The sequence below is a fragment of the Paracidovorax sp. genome, assembly GCF_057642795.1.
The window spans coordinates 126,073-150,015 of sequence record NZ_JBXYZY010000021.1; the positions used below are offsets into that span (position 1 = coordinate 126,073).

17 protein-coding genes are annotated in these 23,943 nt (G+C 67.9%); 4 read left to right on the forward strand and 13 right to left on the reverse strand.

From position 1 onward, the window contains the following. The 3 genes from trxA to AC3A84_RS07550 all read right to left on the reverse strand — a co-directional run bounded on the left by trxA (window position 1) and on the right by AC3A84_RS07550 (window position 4,631). A complete protein-coding gene (gene trxA, locus AC3A84_RS07540; protein ID WP_487968980.1) occupies window positions 1-333 on the reverse strand; it encodes a thioredoxin in 333 nt (110 codons plus the stop codon). A gap of 52 nt (window positions 334-385) precedes the next feature. Beyond that, entirely contained in the window at window positions 386-2,155 is a 1,770-nt protein-coding gene (locus AC3A84_RS07545) for an ABC transporter ATP-binding protein/permease (RefSeq protein WP_487968981.1), read from the reverse strand. Between the two features lie 91 nt (window positions 2,156-2,246). Next, window positions 2,247-4,631, reverse strand: a complete 2,385-nt coding sequence (locus AC3A84_RS07550) for a TonB-dependent siderophore receptor (RefSeq protein WP_487968982.1) — start codon at window positions 4,629-4,631, stop codon at window positions 2,247-2,249. A 459-nt stretch (window positions 4,632-5,090) separates the two neighbouring features. Between AC3A84_RS07550 and AC3A84_RS07555 the strand changes: the two genes are divergently transcribed. Continuing rightward, a complete protein-coding gene (locus AC3A84_RS07555) occupies window positions 5,091-6,569 on the forward strand; it encodes an aminotransferase-like domain-containing protein (protein ID WP_487968983.1) in 1,479 nt (492 codons plus the stop codon). A gap of 262 nt (window positions 6,570-6,831) precedes the next feature. Here the strand turns inward: AC3A84_RS07555 and AC3A84_RS07560 are convergent, their stop codons facing one another. From AC3A84_RS07560 to AC3A84_RS07580, 5 genes are all read right to left on the reverse strand, one after another. Continuing rightward, window positions 6,832-8,106 carry an acyl-CoA dehydrogenase family protein gene (locus AC3A84_RS07560; protein WP_487968984.1) on the reverse strand — a complete coding sequence of 425 codons (1,275 nt, stop codon included), beginning with the start codon at window positions 8,104-8,106 and terminating at the stop codon, window positions 6,832-6,834. Window positions 8,107-8,186: 80 nt separating this feature from the next. After that, window positions 8,187-9,272: a phosphotransferase gene (locus AC3A84_RS07565; protein WP_487968985.1), complete on the reverse strand. Its 1,086-nt coding sequence runs from the start codon at window positions 9,270-9,272 to the stop codon at window positions 8,187-8,189. Between the two features lie 34 nt (window positions 9,273-9,306). After that, a complete protein-coding gene (locus AC3A84_RS07570) occupies window positions 9,307-10,026 on the reverse strand; it encodes a Crp/Fnr family transcriptional regulator (protein ID WP_487968986.1) in 720 nt (239 codons plus the stop codon). Window positions 10,027-10,276: 250 nt separating this feature from the next. Then, the gene (locus tag AC3A84_RS07575; RefSeq protein WP_487968987.1) at window positions 10,277-11,056 is read right to left on the reverse strand and encodes an oxepin-CoA hydrolase, alternative type; all 780 of its coding nucleotides are present in this window, start codon (window positions 11,054-11,056) and stop codon (window positions 10,277-10,279) included. 30 nt (window positions 11,057-11,086) lie between these two features. After that, the gene (locus tag AC3A84_RS07580; RefSeq protein WP_487968988.1) at window positions 11,087-12,610 is read right to left on the reverse strand and encodes a 3-hydroxyacyl-CoA dehydrogenase; all 1,524 of its coding nucleotides are present in this window, start codon (window positions 12,608-12,610) and stop codon (window positions 11,087-11,089) included. A gap of 36 nt (window positions 12,611-12,646) precedes the next feature. Between AC3A84_RS07580 and AC3A84_RS07585 the strand changes: the two genes are divergently transcribed. Further along, window positions 12,647-14,872, forward strand: coding sequence for a hypothetical protein (locus AC3A84_RS07585; protein WP_487969312.1), 2,226 nt, complete (start codon window positions 12,647-12,649; stop codon window positions 14,870-14,872). Window positions 14,873-15,019: 147 nt separating this feature from the next. Here AC3A84_RS07585 and thiE read toward each other — a convergent pair whose 3' ends face one another. Genes thiE through AC3A84_RS07605 form a run of 4 tightly spaced genes read right to left on the reverse strand, consistent with a single transcriptional unit; the run spans window position 15,020 to window position 18,161 of the window. Continuing rightward, entirely contained in the window at window positions 15,020-15,970 is a 951-nt protein-coding gene (thiE, locus tag AC3A84_RS07590) for a thiamine phosphate synthase (protein ID WP_487968989.1), read from the reverse strand. Beyond that, complete coding sequence (locus tag AC3A84_RS07595; protein WP_487968990.1) at window positions 15,963-16,787, reverse strand: thiazole synthase; 825 nt, start codon at window positions 16,785-16,787, stop codon at window positions 15,963-15,965. The genes thiE and AC3A84_RS07595 overlap by 8 nt, the downstream gene beginning before the upstream one ends. A gap of 39 nt (window positions 16,788-16,826) precedes the next feature. After that, window positions 16,827-17,024, reverse strand: a complete 198-nt coding sequence (gene thiS, locus AC3A84_RS07600; RefSeq protein ID WP_487968991.1) for a sulfur carrier protein ThiS — start codon at window positions 17,022-17,024, stop codon at window positions 16,827-16,829. Between the two features lie 9 nt (window positions 17,025-17,033). Then, the gene (locus tag AC3A84_RS07605) at window positions 17,034-18,161 is read right to left on the reverse strand and encodes an FAD-dependent oxidoreductase (RefSeq protein ID WP_487968992.1); all 1,128 of its coding nucleotides are present in this window, start codon (window positions 18,159-18,161) and stop codon (window positions 17,034-17,036) included. 292 nt (window positions 18,162-18,453) lie between these two features. Between AC3A84_RS07605 and thiD the strand changes: the two genes are divergently transcribed. Then, complete coding sequence (gene thiD, locus AC3A84_RS07610) at window positions 18,454-19,308, forward strand: bifunctional hydroxymethylpyrimidine kinase/phosphomethylpyrimidine kinase (protein ID WP_487968993.1); 855 nt, start codon at window positions 18,454-18,456, stop codon at window positions 19,306-19,308. A 66-nt stretch (window positions 19,309-19,374) separates the two neighbouring features. Further along, window positions 19,375-22,581: an error-prone DNA polymerase gene (locus AC3A84_RS07615; protein WP_487968994.1), complete on the forward strand. Its 3,207-nt coding sequence runs from the start codon at window positions 19,375-19,377 to the stop codon at window positions 22,579-22,581. Window positions 22,582-22,671: 90 nt separating this feature from the next. Here the strand turns inward: AC3A84_RS07615 and AC3A84_RS07620 are convergent, their stop codons facing one another. After that, on the reverse strand, window positions 22,672-23,943 hold the full coding sequence (locus AC3A84_RS07620; protein WP_487968995.1) for a hypothetical protein: 1,272 nt from the start codon (window positions 23,941-23,943) through the stop codon (window positions 22,672-22,674).

The window sequence follows — 23,943 nt, forward strand, 5'->3', positions numbered from 1 at the left end:
TCAGGCTTCCAGGGCTTCGTCGATGAGCTGGGCGATGCGCGTCTTGGAGACCAGGCCCACCAGACGGGCTGTTTCTTTGCCGTCCATGAAAAGGATCATGGTGGGCAGGCCGCGTACCTGGAACTGCTGCATGGTTTCCTTGTTTTCGTCCGCATTGATCTTGCAGACGCGGGCTTCGCCGGCGTACTCCTCTGCGATGTCGTCCACGATGGGCAGCAACTGCTTGCAGGGGGCGCACCATTCGGCCCAGAAATCCACCAGGACGGGGCCTGAGGACTGGAGGACGTGTTCTGCGAAGGTGGCGTTGGTGAGGGGGAGGACGTTGGAGCTCATGGTTCGGTTCCTGCGAATGGTGGGAAAGTGGATGAAAGACGAAGAGGTGGATTCAGATGGGCGCGGGACATGGCGAGGCACTGTGGCCGCTGCCATCGAGCCCGTCGCCGCTTGTGCTGTCGCTTTCGCGCTGGTGCGGCGTGAGGTCCAGCACGTGGTCGTGATAGGAGGCCAGCGATTCGCGGTGTGCGACGCTGATCAGGGTGCTGTGCGGCAATGCGTGCAGCAGTGCCTGGTAAAGCGCCTTTTCGGTGTCGGGATCGAGTGCGCTGGTCGCTTCGTCCAGGAACAAGTAGTCGGGCCGATGCAACAGCGCGCGGCAGATCGCCAGCCGCTGCTGCTCGCCGCCCGAGAGCTTTTGCTGCCAACGGTCGCTCTCGTGCAGCCGGCACGCGAGAGTCCCCAGCCGCGCTTCGTTCAGCACCTCGCGCACGCGCCCGTCGTCGAAATCTTCGGGCTGGCCGGGATAGCAAAGCGCCGCTTTGAGCGTGCCCTGTGGGATATAGCTGCGCTGCGGCAGGAACATCAGCCGGCCGCCTTCGGGGTGGGTGATCTCGCCGTCACCGTAGGGCCAGATGCCCGCCACGGCGCGCAGCAAGGTGCTCTTGCCGGCGCCTGACGTGCCGCGCACGAGCCAGCGCTCGCCTCGGCGCATGCGTAGTGCCGGGATGAAGGCCAGCGGTTCACCGTCCGGCCTGCGCAGTGCGAGGTTCTGCCCTGCGATCGCGTCACCGGATGCGCGCGCGACATGGATGCCCGCCGGCCGTTCGTTAACTTCCTGGATGGCGCCCATCAGATCGCGCAGCCGGTTACCGAGGGCCCACCATTCGGTGAACGTGACGTAGGCCTGGCTGAAGAAGGCCAGGCTGCTGCTGACGCCAGAGAAGGCACCACCCACGCGGGTCACGTCGCCCAGCGTGATGGCGCCGGAGAGATAGCGCGGCAGCGCTGCCGCCGTCGGCAGCAGTTGCGTGGAGGCGGTGTGCGTGTAGGTTTCGCGGGCCAGGATCAGCTTGACGTTGCGCACGATGATGTCCCGCCAGTTGGCGCGCACCTCCTCGAAGGACTCATCGAGCCGTTGCTTTTCCTGCGCACCGCCGTCGTAGAAAGCGATCTGCTCGGCGTTTTCGCGCAGCTGCATGCCGCGGTAGCGGAAATCGGCCTCGACGGTCTGGCGGCGGTTGAATAGATAGATCAGCGGGCGGCCGGTGAAATGGGATATCAGCAGCGAGCCTGCGGAATACGCATAGACCAGATAGACCATGTAGCCGGGGATCGCGAAGTCGATGCCCCACAGCGTGAAATGCAGCGTGCCGGACAGGTTCCAGAGGATGACGGTAAAGGACGCTGCGGTGACCACCACATGGATAGGATTGAGGAACAGATGCAGCGTCAGTTCGATGAACCGGGGAATGTCCTGCGAGATGCGTTGGTCCGCGTTGTCCAGGCACCCGTCCCGCTCTATGGCGTAGTACGTGCGTCGGCGGGTCCATGCGTTCAGAAACCAGCGCGTCATGGAGGTGCGCCACTCGTACTGCTGCAGTTCGGTAATCGCAAAGAGCAGCACCATGGACACCAGCATCGCCAGCATGCCGGCGATCCAGGACAGGCCCAGGCTGCGCCAGATGCCGTCCCAATCCCGCTTGACCATCGCATCCACGACCTCGCCCGACAACTGGTTGGCCCAGATGGCCACATAGACGCTAGTGAACATGAGCACCAGCCGTGCGGCGAGAAGAATCCAGCCACGCCAGCTTTCGCGCGAAGTCCAGTAGGGCAGGATTAGGTCGCGCAGACGAGCACGGTGGCGGTGGATGGTCATGAACGGAGAAGAGCTGGGTGGGGATGCGGGCGCAGAACAGTGATGTGCGGCGGGGCGAATCGGGCATGCCGACCGCCCCGCCGACAAGCCGTCAGAGCTTGCGCTGGTAGGTCAGCATGAAGGTGCGCTTGTCGTAGATCGGCACGAACATGGTGGACGAGGAATAACCGTAGAGGGTGCGGTTTGCCACGTTCTTCACACCCAGCCGCAGCGACCATTCAGGCTGCGTGTAGGCGATGCCGGCGTCGATGCGGGCGCCGCCGGGCGCGCGCGTAGCCGTGTCGGTGAGCCCCAGCGGGGAGTCGCCCCAGGCGCTGATGCCGAAGGCGACGCTCCAGTGGCGCAGGCGCTCCGACTGGAAGTCGTAGGTGCTCCACGCGCTGACTTGGGTGTCCGGCCCCGCGCCCGGCCGTGCGGCCGGATCGATCATGCTCCTGCGCTTGTTGTAGGAGTAGTTGAAGATGAGATTGAGCCCAGGCATGGGTTTGCCCGACGCCTCCAGTTCCACGCCGCGAGACCTCTGCCCGTCGATCAGGTCATTGCAATTGCGCGGGCGGTTGCGCCGCAGGAGGTTGACCTGATCGATCTGGAAGACGGCGGCAGACCAGGAGAAGCGATCGTCCACATTGCTCTTGATGCCCAGTTCCTTGCTCTTGGACATGGTGGGCGGCGTGGACGACGAATTGGTGCCGCAGATGGACAGGTCGGAGAACAGCGGCGAGAAGCCTTCAGCGTAGCTGCCGTAGATCGACGTGTTCCAGTCCAGGTTGTAGATCAGCCCGGCGTTGACGGTGTTCTTGCTGAACGATTGCTTGGCCGTCACCGTGTCGGGCCTTTGAGGCGTCGTATATACGGTGGTGAAGCCAGGGCCGGTGTCAATGCTCGTGTGGCGCAGGCCCGCTACCAGCGTCAATTGCTCCCACTTCAGCGTGTCCTGCAGGTACAGGCGCCTTTGTTCCTGCGGTGAATAGCTGCGGAACGAGCGATTGCTATCGCTGGCCACCAGGGCGGGGAAGGGGTACTGCGTAGGCTGGTCAAAGCGCACCGCCACATTCGAGCCCGCGTACTGGGTTTGATCGAAGCTGTAGTCGCTGTGGTTGATGCCGGCCACCATGCGTTGCTCGATCGGGCCCGTCTTGAACTTGTAGCTCAGGTAGTGGTCGCCGCTGGTGGTGGTCTGGTTGACCTTGTTCATGGTGCCGCTGTAGTTCAGCCGCAGGTTGGGAACACTGAGCGGGAATTGCGGGGTCCACACGGCCAGATCCTGGTCAGTGCTGACCCGCTGCATGCGGCTGTTGAATTGCAGCGCATCAGAGAAGGAGTGCTGCAGGGTGTAGAACACCGAGCGCGTTTCGGTGTCGATGCCGTTGTCCCGGTTGCCGGGCAGGGTGGATGGATAGGGCTCGATGAAGCCCCGGATCGCCACCGTGTACCGGTCCAGTACCGAGCGCGACTTGTCCGCCGACACGCCGGCCATGAAATCCGTGTTCGCGTTCTTCCAGCGCAGTTCGCCCAATCCGTAGGTCTGCGAACGTCCGTCGTAGCCCGCGGCGCTGCCACCGGCACGCGTTGCCGATCCGATCACTCGGTAGCTCAGCTCCTTGCTGTCGTTGATGGCGCCGGCCAGGTCGATCGTGCCGGTGCGTTCGGCATGGCTGCCGTAGCTGACCGACACATCGCGGATGGTTTCGGTCGTCGGCTTCTTGGTGACGATATTCAAGGTGCCGCCGAGGGCGTTCGCGCCGGCGAGCAGGGCTTGTGGCCCTTTGAGGATTTCGATGCGCTCCACGCCGGCGATATTGGTCTTGACGGAGTTGGGATCACTCAGCCCATTGGACAGCGTAGCGGTGCCTGAGTTGAAGCCGCGGATGTTGAAGCCGCTCGCTCCTTGCGTGGCGGGAGTCACCACCACGCCGGCGACGTTCCGCACCGCGTCTTCGATGGTGGCGGACTGCTGGGTCTCCAGCACCTTGGCGGTCAGCACCGTGACTGACTGCGGGACGTCGAGCAGGTCGGATGCACCGCGCGTTGCGGTGGAGGAGCTGGATGCGCGGAAGCCGGTTTCGGCTTCGTCGCGCTTGGCCGTGACGGCTACAGCCGCCAGTTGCTGCACGAACACGCGGATCGAACCGTCGCCGTTCGTCGCCATGGTGAGTCCGCTGCCGGAGATGGCGGCCTGGATGGCCCCTTGCTCCGTGGTCTGCGCGGATATCTTGGGCGCCTTCAAACCCCGCACGTCCGCTTCGTCGAACTGAACGCGCTTGCCACCGATCGCGGCGATCGCTTGCAGGGTCGCGGAAAGCGGGCCTGCGGGAATGGCGAACTCCCGGCTTTCCGATGCGGCCTGCGCGGCAGCGGGCGTTGGGCTCTGCTGCTGCGCATGCACGGCAGCAGGCAGGGCGAGTGCGAGGGCGGCGCAGACCGCCGTCGAGCGGAATGGAACCGGACGGAGCATCGGGGACTTGGTGGGCAGCATGGCTGAATCCTCTAAAGGGACGTGGTTTGCGAAATCGCTCTCAACAGATGCAATTAGTGTTCCATACACTTTTGATGCGATCTGATGGGTTAAGCAGCCGGCGCAGACGAAGGATTGTCCTGGCGCTATTTTGAAGTGCCGTATTGCCAAAAGTGTTTGGTACAGTTGATTTTTGCACGGCAGCCGACTCTGTGGATCGGGGTATATACGGACACAGCTGCTGCGCAGCAATGCACCGGGGCGGGGCATAGCTGCCGCTGGGGCCGCACCGAAGTGCAGCGCGAGCAGTGCGGCGCATCGGCGTGGTGCGCACTGGGACGCAGCGACGCGTGAGCGCCGCCATCGGAAGAGTTGGCTGACTGTATGTGTCAATTTCCCGTGCGCGGCGGTTTCCGTTGCAGGCGGTCTATCATCTGCTCGTCCCCGCCTTCCTACATCCCGTCGACCAGGGCACCATTCATGGCAGAAACCCCTCCGCAGAAGCCGGGCCGCAGGCCCAAGAAGCACGCAGCCCCGCCCACGGGACGATCGACCGGGGGGCTCATCGACCGGATCTTCGACGACGTCAAGGGGCGGATCGAACAGCGGTCCCTGCAGATCGGTGAGCGGCTGCCCTCGGTGCGAGCGATGGCGTCCCACATGGACATCAGCAATGAGACCGTCCTGCGCGCATACGACAAGCTGGCGGCCGCCGGTTACCTGGAAGCACGCCGTGGCTCGGGCTTCTACGTGGCGCCCGAGGCGCTGCAGGTGGGCAAGCCCGCGTCCTCACAGCGATGGACCGGCCCGCAGGCGCCGTACCCCTGGCACCATCTCCTGCATGCGCCCGCATCCAATGCCGGTTCTGCGCTCGGAACGCTGCCCTCCGAGTGGATCGGCACCGAGGCGCTGTCCGAGGCCCTGCGGGCGATCGCTGCCAGACCGAGCTTGAGCCTGTCAGATTATTCGGACGGCCTGGGATGGCTCCCGCTGCGCGAGGCGGTGGCTGCCCGGCTGAGCATGGCGGGCATCAATGCCACGCCTGACCAGATCATGACTACTGCGGGGGCCACCGATGCTTTGAATCTCGTGGTCTGGTCATTTCTCTACCAAGGCCATTACGCGGTGCTGGAGGAGCCGGCCTCATTCATCCATACCCAGCGCCTGCTGGCCAGTGGCGTTTGGGTGCTGCGCGTGCGCCGCCTGCACGATGGCCCCGATCTTGAGCAGCTCGCTGAGCTGTGCGAGAAATACCGTCCCAAGGCGTTCTTCTTCAGTTCGGTGCTGCAGAACCCGACGTCCACCAGCCTGTCCCCGCGCAAGGCGCATCAGTTGCTCAAGCTCGCCGAGCAGTACGACCTCTGGATCGTGGACGATGGCACCTATGGCGATCTCCTGCCGCGCGGCAAGCTGGGGTCGGTCACGCACCTGGCTGCCCTGGACCACTTTGAAAGGGTGATCCATATTGGCAGCTTTTCCACGACGGTGGCACCCGCCCTGCGGTCCGGATTCCTGGTGGCCAACACCCAGCGCATGAACCGGCTACTGCTGCTGCGATCCATCGGCGCCATACATTCATCGGTGCTCACGGACCAGGTCGTGCATCACCTGCTAACCGAAGGTGGATACGAGCAGCATTGCGAGCGGCTGCAGAAAAAGCTGCTCGCGAGAGGCAAGGCATTGCTGGCGAAGGTGCGGGCCCACGGCTGGGAGGCCGCCGAGACCGGGGCGGGCATGTACCTGTGGGTGTCGCTGGGCGAAGGCGTCGATGGCCGTGCCGTGTGGCAGACATTGGCTGCGGAGGGCATGTTGGTTGCCAACGAAAGCATTTTCGTCAGCGACAGGAGCGACTCGCATGTCCGTCTCAATATTGCTCGGACGGACGGTGCGATGCTGGACCGGATTGCTGCGGCAGTCTCCCGGGTTGCGGCTCACCCGGCTTCTCCGTCAGGCGCCTGATCGGCCGCGGCGCCCCGTGGCGGCGTCAAGAACCGGGCGTCATCTGGAACCAGAAAGGACTTCCGCTCTCGGGCGGCGGATTCGAGCGGTGCCGCCGTCAGTGCCTGCCCGCGCAAAAGAGCTCCCGATCCGGGAATGAACCTGAGGAACGGAGTGCGCAGAGCGCGCCGCCGCCGAAGGGGGCGCGGAGATCCCCGGCAGTTCCGCCCGATACGACCGAGCAGATGCGGCGCCAGACGGGCGCCGTCGGCCGCTCCCGTGGTCAGCTTCCGCGCGTGATGGGCACGCCGGCATCGGCACCGTAGCTGCCGTACTTGCCGAGCTCCCACTTGGCGATGGCGTTGCGGTGGACTTCGTCGGGTCCGTCGGCAAAGCGCAGCGTGCGCGCGTTCGCATAGGCATAGGCCAGCGGGAAGTCGTCGCACATCCCCCCGCCGCCATGCACCTGCATGGCCCAGTCGATCACCTGGCAGGCCATGCTGGGCGCCACCACCTTGATCATGGCGATCTCGGTGCGCGCGACCTTGTTGCCGGCCATGTCCATCAGCCAGGCGGCCTTCAGCGTGAGCAGGCGGGCCATGTCGATCTTGCAGCGGGCCTCGGCGATGCGCTCCTGCGTGACGGTCTGCTGCGCCACCCGCTTGCCGAAGGCCGTGCGTGACGAGGCGCGCCGGCACATCAGTTCCAGCGCGCGCTCGGCTAGGCCGATCAGGCGCATGCAGTGGTGGATGCGCCCGGGCCCGAGGCGGCCCTGGGCGATCTCGAAACCCCGGCCTTCGCCCAGCAGGATGTTGGAGACCGGCACACGCACGTTCTCGAAGGTCATCTCCACATGGCCGTGGGGCGCATCGTCGTAGCCGAACACGTTCAGCGGCCGCAGCACAGTGATGCCGGGGGTGTCGGCGGGCACCAGCACCATGCTCTGCTGCGAATGGCGGGCGGCCTCGGGGTCGGTCTTGCCCATGGTGATGAAGACGGCGCAGCGCGGGTCGGCCGCGCCGGAGATCCACCACTTGCGGCCGTTGATGACGTATTCGTCGCCCTGGCGCTCGATGCGCGTTTCGATGTTGGTGGCGTCGCTGGAGGCGACCTCGGGCTCGGTCATGGCGAAGGCCGAGCGGATCTGGCCTTCGAGCAGGGGCTTGAGCCAGCGCGCCTTGTTCTCCTCGCTGCCGTAGCGGGCGATGGTCTCCATGTTGCCGGTGTCGGGCGCGGAGCAGTTGAACACCTCGCTGGCCCAGGGCACGCGGCCCATGATTTCCGCGAGCGGCGCGTATTCCTGGTTGGTGAGCCCCGCGCCTTCATAGCCCGATGCGGCGGCGCTGTCCACGGGGAGAAAGAGGTTCCAGAGCCCGGCGGCGCGCGCCTTGGGCTTCAAGTCTTCGATGGTCTTGAGCGCCGTCCAGCGCCGGCCCGCGGCGGTGTTGGCCGCAAGTTCCGCCGCGTAGGTTGCCTCGGCCGGGTAGATGTGCTCGTCCATGAAGGCGAGCAGCCGTGCCTGCAGGTCCTTGGTCTTGGGGGAGTAGTCAAAGTCCATGGGGTCTCCGTGTGAAATCGGGTGCAGTGCGCGGCGGCGCTGTTCGTCAGTGAGGGGCCTGGGCTGCTGCAGGGCTGCTGTTACTGCTGCTGTGCGAAGCGCCAGGCCATTTCGGCCAGCGGCCGGGCGCCTTCGCCCGAGGCGCGGGCCTGGGCGCTGGAGGCCGTGCCGTCCTCCACCCGCTTGGCGATGCCCTGCAGGATGGCGGCAAGACGGAACAGGTTGTAGGCCATGTAGAAGTTCCAGCCTTCGCGCAGCTCTTCGGGCGTGGCTTGGGCAGTGCGCTGGCAGTAGCGACGGATGTAGTCATCCTCGCTCGGGATGCCGAGGCTGGCCAGGTCCAGCCCGCCGATGCCGCGGAACATGCCCGGCGGGATGTGCCAGGCCATGCAGTGGTAGCTGAAGTCGGCCAGCGGATGGCCCAGGGTGGACAGCTCCCAGTCCAGCACGGCGATCACGCGTGGTTCGGTGGCGTGGAACATCAGGTTGTCCAGCCGGAAGTCGCCATGGACGATGGACACGCGCCGTTCATCGCGAGCGCTTGCGGGCATGTGCGCCGGCAGCCATTCCATCAGCCGGTCCATCTCGGCGATCGGCTGGGTGATGGAGGCCTCGTACTGGCGGCTCCACCGGCCGATCTGCCGCTCGAAATAGTTGCCGGGCTTGCCGTAGCCGGCCAGGCCCCGCTCGGCGAAGGGCACGGTGTGCAGGGCGGCGATGACGCGGTTCATCTCGTCGTAGATCGCGGCGCGCTCGGCCGGCTGCATGCCGGGCAGGGACTGGTCCCAGAGCACGCGGCCCTGCATGAACTCCATCACGTAGAAGGCGCGGCCGATCACCGCCTCGTCCTCGCACAGCGCCAGCATGCGCGGCACGGGCACATCGGTGCCGGCCAGGCCGCTCATCACGGCGAATTCGCGCTCGATGGCATGGGCCGAGGGCAGCAGCTTGGCGACCGGCCCCGGCTTGGCGCGCATCACGTAGCTCTGCGTGGGTGTGATGAGCTTGTAGGTGGGGTTGGATTGGCCCCCCTTGAACATTTCCACCGTCAGCGGGCCGGCGAAGCCGTCCAGGTGCGCAGCGAGCCAGGTCGTGAGCGCCTGGACGTCGAAGGCGTGCTGATCGGAAACGGGGCGGGTGCCGACGAAATGGTCGAAGTTGCTCATGGATCGGGCGGTGCGGTCGGGGTGGAGGAGGGCGTCAGCTATCGGAGTCGGCGATGCGCATCAGCGAGTCGCGGTCGCGCACCACCAGGCCGCCCGGTTCGATGCGGATGATGTCCTCGCGCTCCATGGCCTTGAGTTCCTGGTTCACGCGCTGGCGCGAGGCGCCCAGCAGCTGGGCCAGTTCTTCCTGTGCGAGCTGCAGGCCGATGCGGATCTCGTCGCCATGCGAGAGGCTGGGGATTCCGTAGCTGCGCACCAGGTGCAGCAGCTGCTTGGCCAGCCGCGAGCGCAGCGGCAGGGTGTTGAGGTCTTCCACCAACCCGAAGAGCTGGCGGATGCGCCGCGCGTGCAGGCGCAGCATGGCTTCGTAGAGCTCGGTGTGCAGACCGAGGATCTTGCGGAAGTCGGCCTTGGCCACGCAAAGGATGGTGGTGTCCCCGTGCGCATAGGCATCGTGCGTGCGCCGATCCCCGTCGAAGATCGCCACGTCGCCGAACCAGATGCCTGGCTCCACGTAGGTCAGCGTGATCTGCTTGCCCGAGATGGAGGTGGAGCTGACGCGCACGGCCCCCTTGGCGCAGGCGATCCACTCTTCGGGTGGGTCTCCGCGTGCGGCGATCAGTCCGCCGTCCTTGAAGCGTTTGACGTAGGCGCATCGAAGAATGTCGTGCCGTAGCGATGGGGATAGGGATGAAAACCAGCGACCAGTGTTGATCGCCTCTCGTTCTTCGATGGTAAGAATGGGGTCGTCCATGTTCTGTCGTTTGCGTGACTGGGATGCGGACCATTGTCGCGTGGGGGACCGGCCCGCTCCGCCGCCCTTTGTCGCCTGCGTGTCAAGGGGTCTGGAAGGGGTGCAGGCCTGCGTGCGGCAAGGCGCGATGGCCCATGCCTCGCTGGGGCGTGCGCAGCCGCGCCCGCCCCAGCGAAACCCGTTCGGAAGCTGGGGAGGGTAGGAATTAAAAAGCCTGCAGGCACCCGCAAGTCAAGCGCAGGTAGCTACGCTATTGATAGCGAGGCGCGCGCTTTTCTAGGAAGGCTGCGATGCCTTCGCCGGCATTCGCGTGCTGCAGGTTGCGCACGAAGTGGTCCCGCTCTGCGCCCAGATGCGCGTCCAGCGTCTGCCCGGCGGCGTCGCCCAGCAGTTCCTTGATGCTTGCGAGTACGTTGGGCGCGCGCTGGTTCAGTGTGGCGGCCAACGCCAGCGCGTCGGCGAGGGCGCGGCCGGGTTCCGCCAGGCGGTTGACCAGGCCCAGCGCATGCAGCCGCTCGGCCTCCACGCGGTCGCCGCACATCAGCCATTCGGCCGCCAGCTGGCGGGGCAGGGCTCGGGCAAGGCTCCACGACGCGCCGCCGTCGGGCGAGAGGCCGATGCGGCAATACGACATCACGAAAGCCGCGTTGCGCGCCGCAACGATGAAATCGCAGGCCAGCGCCAGCGAAAAACCCGCCCCCGCTGCCGCGCCTTCGACGGCCGCGATCACGGGCTTGGGGTAGGTGCGGATGGTCTCGATCCAGCTGTGCAGGCCCTCCACACCTTGCGCCTGGGCCTCGGCGCCTTCCTGCCTGCGCGCCTGTAGCCGCTGGAGGTTGCCGCCCGCACTGAAGATGCCGTCCGCGCCTGTGATGATGACGCTGCGCACGTCATCGCTGCGCTCGGCCACGCTCAAGGCCTCAATGCCGGCGGCATAGATGGCGGGGTCGAAGGCATTGCGCGCCTCGGGGTTGCGCAGGGTGAGGATCAGGGTCTGATCCTGACTGGTGCTGAGGAGTTCTGCGGGCATGGGGCGGGCGTGGATGGCGCGTTCGGTGGGTCAGTCTTCTTCGACGTGCGTCAGGCTCAGGCCGATGGCGCCGCGGCGGCGCAGCCAGGGGCTGGGCCGGTAGCGCGTGTCGCCATAGACGGTCTGCATGTTGAAAAGCACTTCCAGGATGTTGGTCGGGCCCCAGCGGTCGCCCATGGCCAGTGGCCCGAGCGGGTAGCCCAGGCCCAGCGTGACGGCAGTTTCCAGGTCCTTGGGCGTGCAGATGCCTTGCTGACAGATGTCGCTGGCGATGTTGATGATGGTGGCCACCACGCGCTGGGTGACGAAACCGCCGCTGTCGTGAATCACGCTCACCGCCTTGCCGTCGCGCGCGAACAGGGCGTGGGCGGCATCGCGGATGTCGCGGCGCGTAGCGGGGTTGGTGGCCAGCACGCGGCGTTTCGTAGCGGCGTCGTCCACCAGCATGTCGATGCCGATGGTGCGCGCCGGGTCCAGGCGCTCGACCACGGCCACCGTGGTCACGTCGAAGCCCAGAGGCGCGACGAGGGTGATGGCGGCGGGCGAGGGCGAGGTCCCGGTCTCGATGCGCGCCCCCAGGTTCTTGAGCAGCTGGTAGAGCTCGGCGCGGCGCGATGCGCGGGGCGATACCCAGACCGGGGGGATCTCCTCCACCTGCGGCACCGGCTGCTCCGCCGGCACCTGCGCGACGCCCTCCACATAGCGGTAGAAACCTTCGCCGGTCTTGCGCCCCAGCATGCCGGCAGCCAGGCGCTGCGCGGTGATCACGCTAGGGCGAAAGCGCGGCTCTTCGTAGTATTGGTGGTAGATCGATTCCATCACCGGGTGCGACACGTCGAGCGCAGTCAGGTCCATCAGCTCGAAAGGCCCGAGCCGGAAGCCGACCTGGTCGCGCAGGATGCGGTCCACCGTGGCGAAATCGGCCACGCCTTCACCCACGATGCGCAGCGCCTCGGTGCCAAAGCCCCGGCCTGCGTGGTTGACGATGAAGCCTGGCGTGTCCTGCGCGGTCACGGGCGCATGACCCATCTGGCGGGCCAGCTCAGACAGGCGTGTGCAGGTGTCCCGCGCGGTCTTCAGGCCGCCGATCACTTCCACCACCTTCATGAGAGGCACTGGATTGAAGAAATGGAAACCGGCAAATCGCTCAGGCTTTGTCAAGCCCTCAGCCAGCGCCGTGATGGAAAGCGATGATGTATTGCTTGCCAAGAGCGCATCTGCTGCAACAATGGTTTCCAATTGAAGAAATAAATCGCGTTTTGCATCCCGTTGCTCAACGATGGCCTCCACCACCAGCTCACAACCCCTGAAGGCATACAGAGTGTCGGCAACCGACAGCCGTTCGCGCCACTGCGCGAGCTGGGCGGGCTCGATGCGCCCTTTGTCGGTCATCCGTTGCCACTGCTGGACAATGGCCTGGATGGCATTGCCTGCCGCCTGCTGGCGGTTGTCGAACAACGAAACCTGGATGCCGGCCTGCGCGGCGATTTGAGCAATGCCTTGCCCCATCGCTCCAGCGCCTACGATACCGACTGTACTGAATGGCTTGATCATGGGGCGCATTATGGCGACCCCTTCCGGGAGGGGTCCATGCGCGAGACTGAAGAGAGAAAAAAAGAAACCATTGTGAAAATAAGTAACGCAATCGTGGGAATCAGCCTGGCCGCAGGTGCCTCCAGCGCGGCAGCCCTGTCGCTGGGCAGCAGCCGTGGGGCGGTGGTGCTGGGTACTCCGGTCGATCTCACGTTCAACGTCACCCCCGACCCGGGCAGCGACTTGGCCTCGTCTTGCATCAGCGCCAAAGTGGTATCGGGTTCGACGCCTGTGTCTGAGTCCAAGGTGCAGGTCACGCCTGTGCAAAGCCAGGGCGCTTCGCAGGTGCGGGTGCGGGCGTTCATCACTGCCGACGAGCCAGTGCTTACCGTGACGTTGACGGGCGGCTGCTCCGGCGCTATCACGCGGCAATACACCTTCCTCGCCGAACTGCCCGAATCGGCGGCTGCGGCGGCTGCGTCCGCATCTGCAAGCGGAAGTCTGCCGCTCGACCTCACGCGTCTTGCGCCGAGCGGCGCTCAGGGTTCCGGGACCCTGGCCGGTGGAGCGGTTACGGGCCGGGTTGCATCCGGCGTGGCTTCGTCCGCAGCCACGCCCAAGCGCCGCGAGCCCGCTGCCACGCCGTCCTCCCGCGCTGCCGCGCAGGTCGAGCGGCGTGCCTCCGCATCACCGCGGGGCGGGTCTTCCGCTGCGCCCGCAGCAGCGCCTGCCCGTCCGCGCCTGGTCATGGAGCCGCTCGATTCGGTGGGAGCGTGGATCGATTCCCCGGTCACGCTGCGCACGGCGCAGGAACTGCCCGAGCCGTCGGCCACCACCACCGATGCGCAGCGCGCCGAAGCCGCCGCCCTGTGGCGCGCGCTGAACACGCCGCCTGAGGAGGTGCAGCAGGCCGCCGGCCGCATCACCCAACTGGAGGCTGCCGCCGCAAGCCAGCGCGCCCAAGTCAACGCGGAGCGCGCCGCAGCAGCCGGTCTGCGCCAGCGTCTGGAAACGGTGGAGTCCAACAGCTTTCCGGCGATCATCGTCTATAGCCTGATCGCGCTGCTGCTCGCGGCACTGGCACTGGCCTACTGGCTCTGGAGCCGGGCGCGCCGTGCAGCGGTGAGCGCATGGGAGCATTCCGTGCAGGCCAGCGGCTACGCAGGTGGCAGTGCCGTCCTCGCTGGCAGCGAGGGGGCGGAGTCGCTGTCGGTCGAGCCGCATCCCGACGATCAGTGGACCCCGAGCAAGTCGCCACGCATGCCGACACCGACCATTCGTTCGGCCGGTGCCACAGCTGCGGCGGCGACCGCGGCAGCAGCTGCCACGGTGTCACCTGCGCTGGCCCCTGCGCCGGCAGCCCGTCCGGCGCACCACATCGGCGAAGTTCATCCCGAAGAGCTTTTCGATGTGCAGCAGCAGGCTGAGTTCTTCGTATCCGTGGGCGAGCATGACCAGGCCATCGGCGTGCTGGAGACGTATATCGCCACGCATGGTGATTCGTCGCCGACGGCCTATCTCGAACTGCTTCGCCTTTTCCACACGCTCAGCCGCGCCGAGGCTTTCAATCAGTTGAGCGAGCGTTTCCAGGCGCTCTTCAATGCCCGCGTGCCAGGATTCAGTGCTTTCCATCGGCAGGGCCGCACGTTGATGGAGTACCCGCAAGCGCTCGCGCAGATCGAGGCCATCTGGTCGACCGATGACGTCGTGGGATTGATCCAGACCTGCGTGGTGCGCAGTGACGACCCAACCTGTCCCGAGCCTTTCGATCTAGCCGCCTACGAAGACCTGCTGCTGCTGCTGGCCATCGCGCAGACGACCCCCGCCGGCCAGCGTGGCCTGCCCCCGCCACGCACGCGCACCACGCCACAGGCTGGTGCTTCTGCGGTCGAGGCGGCAACCTTCGCTGCACCCGCGGTTGCTGCGCCCTACACAGGTGCTGCCGATGACGCATCGGATCCGTTTTCTCTGGCGGCCGTTGGCATTCAAACGCTGCCGGACATCCATTTCGATGCCCTGACCGACGGCCTGTCGCTGGAGCCTCGCGGACCTTCCGCCGCTGCTGCTGCCCAGGCTCCGGCGCCTGTGCCTCAGGCCCAGGACCTGGGGCTGGATCTCGATCTGTCGGCTTTCATGCCAGCTCCAGCGGCAGCGCCTGCGGCTGAACGCACGCCGCCTCCTGCTGTCGATCCGAAGACATTGCACAGCCCGCTGGATGACCCGTTCGATTTGCAGTTCGAACTCGACCCGAAGGGGCCGGGCAAGACCGACCGCGCCGGCTAACGCTGGGGTTGATTTCCAAATCCAAGGGGCCCGGCAGGGCCCCTTGTGCCGTGCGGCCCCGCATTCATGGACTGGTGCAATGACGGAATGAGGGAATGGATGGGATGTGGAGAGGAAAAACGGATCCTGCGGCGTTCCCCGGCGCAGTCAGCGGGTGGGCGCCCGCGTTGGGCGTTGGTCGCCCATCGCCTGCATGAGCTCGGCTGCGGCAGCCTCCGGGTCGGGCGCATTCACCAGGGCTCTCACTACGGCGATAGAGCCCACGCCGGTCGCCAGCACCTCCGCGAATTGCGGCAGCCCAATCCCGCCGATGGCGACTTGCGGGTAGTCGCGCATCAGCTGCGCATAGGCGGTCAGACGCGAAACGCCTTGCGGCACGGTGGCCATCTTCTTGAGCGTGGTGGGAAACACCGCGCCCATGGCCACATAGCTCGGGCTGGCCGCATCGGCGCGCACCATCTCGGCATAGCCGTGGGTGCTGACGCCCAGGCGCAGACCGGCATCGCGGATGGCCTGCAGCTGGGCGGGCTGCAGCGCGTCCAGGTCTTCCTGGCCCAGGTGGACGCCGTAGGCGCCGGCGGCGATGGCTTCCTGCCAGTGGTCGTTGATGAAGAGCAGGGCCGAGGTGCCGCGCACTGCCTGCACGGCGGCCTGCACTTCGCGGCGGATGGCATCGGCGTCACCCGACTTGTAGCGCAGCTGCACCGTGGGCACGCCCGCGCGGGCCATGCGGCCCACCCATTGCGCATCGGGCAGTACGGCATAGAGGCCCAGGTTCTGTGGGCAGGGGGCGAAGGGCGCCGCGTGCGGGCGGGGCTGCAGGCCGAAGTCGGCCGGCTCGACGGGCCAGCGCGTAGCGTCGAAGCGACCCAGCCGGCGCGTCTGCGCGGCCCAGGCGCAGGCCAGCGTCGCGGCGTCGTGCGCGATGAAGCCTAGCTGGCTGCAGGCCTGCAGCGCGGCGCGGTACACCGGGTCGCTGTCTTCAGCGGCCAGGGGGGCAGGCTGCGGGGGGAAGGATTCATAGGCGGCGCCGTGGTGCCGCACGATGGCGTCGGCCATGCCCTGCACCGTGGCGGAGGCGCTGTGTGGTTCAGCCATGGTCGTGGTGCCAGAAGGGGGTGCCGAGCACGGGGGTGCTGGGCTGGGCTGTGTCCTGCGCAGCCATGGCGCCGGCCGTGCGCGCGGCGCGGCCTGCGGCCACGGCGTCTGCAAATGCGCCGGCCATGGCGACGGGGTCGGTGGCCAGGGCCACGGCGGTGTTCAGCAGCACGCCGTCATAGCCCCATTCCATGACCTGGCAGGCATGCGAGGGCAGGCCCAGGCCGGCATCGACCAGCATGGGCACGTCGAGCCGCTCGCGCAGCAGCTGCAGCGCATACGGGTTGACGGGGCCCCGGCCGGTGCCGATGGGCGCGGCCCAAGGCATGACGGCCTGGCAGCCCACGTCCACCAGGCGCTGGCAGAGCACCAGGTCTTCGGTGCAGTAGGGCAGCACCTGGAAGCCATCGCGAATCAGCTGCTCGGCCGCCGACACCAGGTTCAGCGTGTCGGGCTGCAGGGTGTAGTCGTCGCCGATGAGTTCAAGCTTGATCCATGGGGTGCTGAACACTTCCCGCGCCATCTGCGCGGTGGTAATGGCCTCCTGCACGCTGTGGCAGCCGGCGGTGTTGGGCAGCACGGGCACGTCCAGCTGGCGCAGCAGTTCCCAGAAGCTGGCACCGGTTTCGGCGGCGTTGCTGCCCTGGCGGCGCAACGACGCGGTGACCATGGCCGGCTTGGCACGGCGCACGGCGGCTTCCAGCACGGCGGGCGAAGGGTAGCGGGCGGTGCCCAGCAGCAGGCGGCTCTGGAAGGTCTGGCCGTAGAGCACCAGCGCATCGGTCGGTGCGGCCTCGGGAGTGGTTGGGGAGGGCATGGGTGGGCGGTGAAGCGATGAAAGAGCGCGGCGGGGGGCTCAGCCCCCGGTCACGGGCGCGATGATCTCCACCCGGTCGCCGTCCTGGAGTGGATGGGCGGCATAGCGGGTGTTGGGCACGAACTGCAGGTTCACGGCCACGGCGAAGGGGGGGCGGGCACCCGCATGGGCCACTGCGTCGGCCACGGTGGCGGGGGTGGGCAGCGCTGCAGGCTGCTGGTTGATGAAAACGTTCATGGGGGGCAGTCAGGCGGGTAAGCAGTCGGCTTGGCCTTGCAGTTGGAGCGCGAGATCGAAGCGCGATGCCAGCGGCGATTCTCCCGTTTCCAGCACCTGCAGCGCGACGTCGAGCAGCGCGGGGGCGATCATGAAGCCGTGGCGGTAGAGGCCGTTCACTTCCAGTACGCCCGGCGCCGTCACGCGCACTGCGGGCAGGTTGTCGGGCAGCGTGGGGCGGCACTGGGTGGCGGCTTCGATGATGCGTGCCTCGGCGAAGCCGCTGTGGACGGCATAGGCGGCGCTCAGCAGCTCCAGCGTGGAGCGTACGCTGGCGGGCGAGAGGTCGTCCGATTCGATTTCGGTGGCGCCGATCACGAAGAGGTGGTCTTCCTTGGGTGCGATGTAGATCGGGTAGCGTGGGTGGACGATGCGCGTGGGCCGCTGCAGCGTGACTTCGGGCGCATGCAGGCGCACGACCTCGCCGCGCACGCCGCGCAGCGCCGGCCAGTGCGTGCGGGCGCCCAGGCCCCTGCAGTCGATCACCCAGTCGGGCTGGCCCGGGGTGCCGGGGGCGAAGTCCTGCGGCGAGCGCGGGCTATTCCAGTGCAGCGCCACCTGCAGCTGCTCGAGCGTCTTTTCCAGCGCGGCCAGCAGCTGGCGGTTGTCCAGCTGGCCTTCGCCGGGCAGATACATGCCCTGGGCAAAACGATTCGCCACGGCCGGCTCCAGTGCAGCCACGCCGGCGCTGTCCAGCGGCTGCATGGCGGGCAGATCGGGCTGGGCGGCCTGGTTGCGCTCCAGCGTGGCGCGCAGGCGGGCGGCGTCGGCCGCGTCCTGTCGGTGCCAGAGGATGAGCGTGCCATTCTGCTGGAAGAAGACAGGCGCGGCCAACTCGGCCAGCAGTGCGGGCCAGCGCGTGAGGGCATGCTGGCCCATGCGGACCACGCCGGGTTCGGTCACCGCTGATTCGGCCAGCGGCGCCAGCATGGCGGCGGCCACGCGCGCGGCAGAGCCTTCGGCGCCCGGGCCGCCGGCGTCGTGCAGAGCGACACGGTGCCCTTGGCGGGCCAGTGTCACGGCCAGCAGGCGGCCCATGAGGCCAGCGCCCAGCACGGTGATGGAGGCGGATGCGTTGTGGAGGAGGGGGGCGGACATCGTCGTCGTTCTGGTCGGGCCGTTGCAGGGGCAGACAAAACGGGTGTGATTCCGATGTTGAAACTCCCCACGCCAGCATGACCTGGATCGGGTAGCGGGGCCGGCCATGGCGGCAGGCCCGAGGGTATTTCTCAGTCGCTCGCCATGGGCTCTGCCGCGGCGGGACACCCCTGTTTCGTCCGTGGAGAGGATTACAGCACATTGACATAACCCTGTCGGTTGATCTGTCGCAGGGTCTGCAATGTGTGCGCCATCGTCGATGAAGCCGTCCGCATGCCGGATAATTTTTGCCATGAATCACCACCACAACGAAGCGCCGCCCGCAGGCCGGCGCTATGCGCGCGTACTGTCCATCGCCGGCTCCGACAGCGGCGGCGGCGCGGGCATCCAGGCCGATCTGAAGACCTTCAGCGCGCTGGGCTGCTACGGCATGACGGCTATCACCGCCATCACCGCGCAGAACACGCAGGGCGTGCGCGGCATCCACGGCATTCCGCCGGAAATGCTGAAGGCGCAGATCGATGCGGTGGTCGAAGACATTGGCGTCGATGCCGTCAAGATCGGCATGCTCCATTCGCCCGAGGTGGTGAACGTTGTGGCGGAGGCCATCCGCGCCCACGGCCTGCCGCATGTGGTGCTGGACCCAGTGATGGTGTCCACCAGCGGCCACATGTTGATCGCCACCGAAACTGTGGGCGCCATGGTGCAGGAGTTGTTCCCGCTGGCCGAGGTCATCACCCCCAACCTCGACGAGGCCGGCTGGCTGCTGGGCAGGCCGGTGGAGGGCATCGAGGCGCTGGATGCCGCCGCTGACGGGCTGCTGGCCATGGGCGCGCAGGCCGTGCTGCTCAAGGGCGGCCACCTGCCCGGCGACTGGGTGGTCGATGTGCTGGCATCGGCCGGTGGCCAGCGCGAGCGGCTGCAGTCCGCCCGCATCGCCACGCACAACGGCCACGGTACGGGCTGCACGCTATCGTCGGCCATCGCCTCGCACCTGGCGCTGGGCCTGCCGCTGGCGCAGGCCGTGCAGGCGGCGCGCAGCTACATCCTGGGCGCCATCGCGGCCGGGGCCGACGTGCATACCGGCCGGGGCCACGGCCCGCTCAACCACGGCTACGCGCCGGTGCCCCAGCGCGTGCTGGGCTGAAGCAGGAGCGACGGGCCGGCTGGCCTGCCCGCTGCAGCGCCGCGAAGGGCGCGCCACAATGCGGCGGTGCCTGCACTGCCCGACTACGCGGAACTCCACTGCCTTTCCAACTTCAGCTTCCAGCGAGGCGGGTCGCATCCCGCCGAACTGGTGGAGCGCGCCGCCGAGCGCGGCTATGCGGCGTTGGCGCTGACGGATGAATGCTCGGTGGCTGGCGTGGTGCGCGCCCACACGGCGGCGCTGCGTGTGGGCCTGCCGCTGATATTGGGGGCCGAATTCGCCTGGGGGCCGCTGCGCCTGGTGACGCTGGCGCGCGACGTGCAGGGCTGGGGCGGCCTGTGCGAATTCATCACCGCAGCGCGCCGGGCCGCCGCCAAGGGTGACTACCGCGTCGATGCCGATTCGCCCTTCGCGCTCCTGCAGGGCTGCGAGCTGCTGCTGGTGCCGGATCGCAGCCGCTTTCCCGATGCGGGCGATGTGGTGGCCCTCGGCGCCGCCCTGGCCGCCGCGCTCGGATGCCTGCCGCCGCAGAGCGCGGACAGCACCTGGCTCGCGGTGGAGCTGCATCTGTCGCTGGACGACGGCCTCTGGCTGCAAAGCCTGCGCCAGGCGGGCGCAGCCCTGGCCCTGCCGCTGGTGGCCGCGGGCGACGTCCACATGCACAGCCGCAGCCGCAAGCCGCTGCAGGATGCGATCACCGCCGTGCGCCTGGGCCGGCCGGTGGCCGAGTGCGGCTGGGCGCTGCAGGCCAATGCCGAACGCTACCTGCGCCCGCGGGTGCGCCTGGCCAGCATCTACCCGCCCGACCTGACGGCCGCCACGCTCAAGGTGGCGGCGCGCTGCACGTTTGACCTGCGCCAGATCCGCTACCGCTATCCGCTGGAGACCGTGCTGCCCGGCATGACGGCCCAGCAGACCCTGGCCTGGCTGACTTGGGAGGGCGTGCGCGGGCGCCACCCGGAAGGCATTCCGCAGCGGATCGAGGCGCAGATCCACAAGGAGCTGGACCTCATCGCCGACCGTGGCTACGAGATGTACTTCCTCACGGTGCATGACATCGTGCGCTTCGCGCGCAGCCAGGGCATCCTTTGCCAGGGGCGCGGCTCGGCCGCCAATTCGGCCGTGTGCTACTACCTCGGCATCACGGCGGTGGACCCTTCGCACTCGCACCTGCTCTTTGAGCGCTTCATCAGCAAGGAACGCAGTGAGCCGCCTGACATCGACGTGGACTTCGAGCACGACCGTCGGGAGGAGGTCATCCAGTACATCTATAGCAAGTACGGCCGCGACCGCGCTGCGATCACCGCCGTGGTCATCAGCTACCGCACGCGCAGTGCGCTGCGCGACATGGGCCGGGCGCTGGGCGTGGCCCCCGCGCTGATCGACGCCTTCGCCAAGGACCATCACTGGTTCGACGACGACGTGGCCGAAGACCGCCTGCAGGAGCTGGCCGCCGCCTGCGGCACACCGCTGCCCGCGCACACCGCCGCCTACTGGCTGGCGCTGGCGCGCGAACTGCACGGCTTTCCGCGCCACCTGAGCCAGCATGTCGGCGGCTTCGTGCTCACGCAGGGGCCGCTCACGCGGCTGGTGCCGGTGGAGCCGGCCAGCATGGCGGGCCGCTCCATCATCCAGTGGGACAAGGACGACCTGGACGCGATGGGCCTTCTGAAGGTGGACGTGCTGGCCTTGGGGATGCTGAGTGCCCTGCGCCGGACGCTCGAGCTGCGCGCCACGCTGCGCGGCGAGCGCTGGGGCCTGGCGGACATTCCGCGGGAAGACCCCGCCACCTACGACATGATCTGCCGCGCCGACACCGTGGGCGTATTCCAGATCGAGAGCCGCGCTCAGATGAGCATGCTGCCGCGCCTGAAGCCGCGCACGTTCTACGACCTGGTGGTGGAAGTCGCCATCGTGCGCCCCGGGCCGGTGCAGGGCGGCATGGTCCATCCGTACCTGCATGCGCGCGAGCGCGAACGCCGGTGGCGGGCCGCGGGCCACGCCGAGCCGCTGCCCATCGAATTCCCGGCGCTGGCCGATGCACTAGGCCGCACGCTGGGCGTGCCCATCTTTCAGGAGCAGGTGATGCAGATCGCCATGCTGGCGGGCGGCTTCACGCCCGGCGAGGCGGACGATCTGCGCCGCTCGATGGCCGCTTGGCGACGCAAGGGTGGCGTGCATCGCTTCGAGGACCAGCTGAAGGAGGGCATGCTGGCGCGCGGCTATCCGCAGGAATTCGCCGATCGCCTCATCCATCAGATCCTCGGTTTTGGCGAATACGGCTTTCCCGAAAGCCATGCCTACAGCTTTGCGCTGCTGGCGTATGCCAGCAGCTGGCTCAAGCGGCACGAGCCTGCGGCTTTTCTGTGTGCTTTGCTCAATTCGCAACCCATGGGTTTCTACAGCCCCTCGCAGCTGGTGCAGGACGCCCGCCGCCACGGCGTCCGGGTGCTGCCCATCGACGTATCGCACAGCGACTGGGACAGCACGCTCGAAGAACCGATGGAGCCCTTGCCGGGCGTGGCCTTGCCGCAGCCGGCCGTGCGCCTCGGTCTGCGGCTGGCCGCCGGGCTGGAGGCAGCGGCCGCCGCGCGGCTGGTGGCGGCACGGCAGGCCGCGCAGGGCGCCTTCGCATCGGTGCAGGACATGGCGCTCGCTGCCCGGCTGGACCGGCAGCACCTGCAGGCCCTGGCCGCGGCGGACGCGCTGAGGTCCCTGGCGGGCCATCGCCGGCAGCAGGCCTGGGATGCGGCGTCCCGACTGCGCGCCCCGCCGCTTTGGCGCGATGCCCCGGTGCATGAGGAGCCGCTGGTTCTGCCCGAGGCGCCGGAGGGCGAGGAGATCCTGTTCGACTACGCCGCCACCGGCCTCACGCTGCGCCGCCACCCGCTCGCGCTGCTGCGCCCGCGCCTGGACCGCTGGCGCCTCCGGAGCGCGCTGCAGTTGCAGGCCGTGCCGCACGGGCACACGGTGCGGGCCTGCGGCATCGTCACCGTCCGCCAGCGCCCGGGCTCGGCCAAAGGCACGATGTTCGTCACGCTGGAGGATGAAACCGGCACCGTGAACGTCATCGTCTGGCCGGCGCTGGTGGAGCGCTGGCGGGCGCCGTTGCTGCGCTCGCGCCTGCTGGCCGTGCAGGGCCTGTGGCAGAGCATGGTGCCCGAGGGCGGCGGAATACCCGTGCGGCACCTGGTAGCGCAGCGCTTTCGCGATCTGACGCCGCTGCTCGGGCGCATGGCCCAAGCGCTGGACGGCAGCCGGGATTTCCACTGATCGGGCTGCGGATTTAGATCGATTTAGGGGTCTTGTCCAGGTAGATAAAGGGCGTGCAGCTATCGAATGTGTAGCGGATTCTTTCCGCGTTCACTGGGCCGTGGCGGGCCTCCACTGTGGAGGCAGCAGTTCGTAGAGCGGCGTGGCATCGCGCATCCAGGGCTGCGGGCCGGGTGCGGGCAAGGCTGGCAGGAGGGCGCCGGGCTGCGTCACCTTGAAATGCGCGAGCTGCTGCATCCAGCCGATGTCCACGCCGCCGCCCGGGCTGGGCCGCGAATAGATGAGCTCCAACATGCGCTGCGCGGGCGCGCTGCCTTTGGACGCCGCCAATTGGTAGAGGCGGATGGCTTCAGCGTAATTCGACGGCACGCCTTCGCCCCGGTGAAAGCGCTGCGCCTGCAGGAACAGTGCCTCGGCGTCCTGGTGGGAGGGCGCGGTCACGGCGTTGCCGGCCGCGGTTTGGACCGTGGGGCGTGCGGAGGGGGTGCCTGGGCCGCTGTTGCGGGCGATGACGTGGCTCGGTGGGCGTGTGACTTCGTCCAGCGGCCAGGCCGTGAGGCGCAGCAGATTGGCCGCAGCGGCAGGCGAGCGGCGTGCGGCTTGGCGGAACTGCTCCTGCGCCATGCGGCTGCGGCCCTGCGCCAGGTTCTCCAGCGCCAGTTCGTTGAGCGCTCCCGCGCTGCCGGCGCGTGCAGCGCGGGCCAGCAGCGCCTGCTGCGCGCCTGCAGTACCGGGTGCGCGGCTTTCGGGGCGTGCGGCTAGCTCCAGCGGCGCGAGCTGGCTGTCCACCCACCAGTCCAGGTACAGGGCCAGTGCAGGGTCGGCGCCGCGCAGTTGGGCGATCCACGGTCGGGCGGCGGCGGGGTCGGGCGCGCTGCCGCAGCCGTCGATGGCGCACCAGGCCAGGCCCGCGGCGGCCAGCGGATGGCCGCCGCGCTGGGCTGCCTCGAACCACTGGCGGGCCTGCGCCCCGTCGGCCGGCATGCCGATGCCGTGCAGCGCAAGCAGGCCGAGTAGCCAGGCGGCATCACGCGCGGCGCTGGAGGGCAGCGGCGCGGCGGGGCCGCGTTGGGAGGCTTTGGGCGGAGCGCCGACCGGTGGGCGCGGTCCCGGCAGGCCGCCCGCGCTCCGCAGGCCAGAGGCCTGATCGCGAAGACGCTGGATGGTCTCCGCCTGCGTGCCGTCCCCTTCGATGTGCGGAGAGGCAGCCGTCAGCGGCTGTGGGCCGATGCCGGGTTGTGCTTCGCCAGGCGCCGCCGCGGCCGGCCCGGCGGCGGCATGGGCGGTGAGCGACGGGCCAGCCAGCCCAGCGGCCAAGGCTGTGGCGAGGGCTCCGAACAGCGCCGCTCCACGCAGCGACAT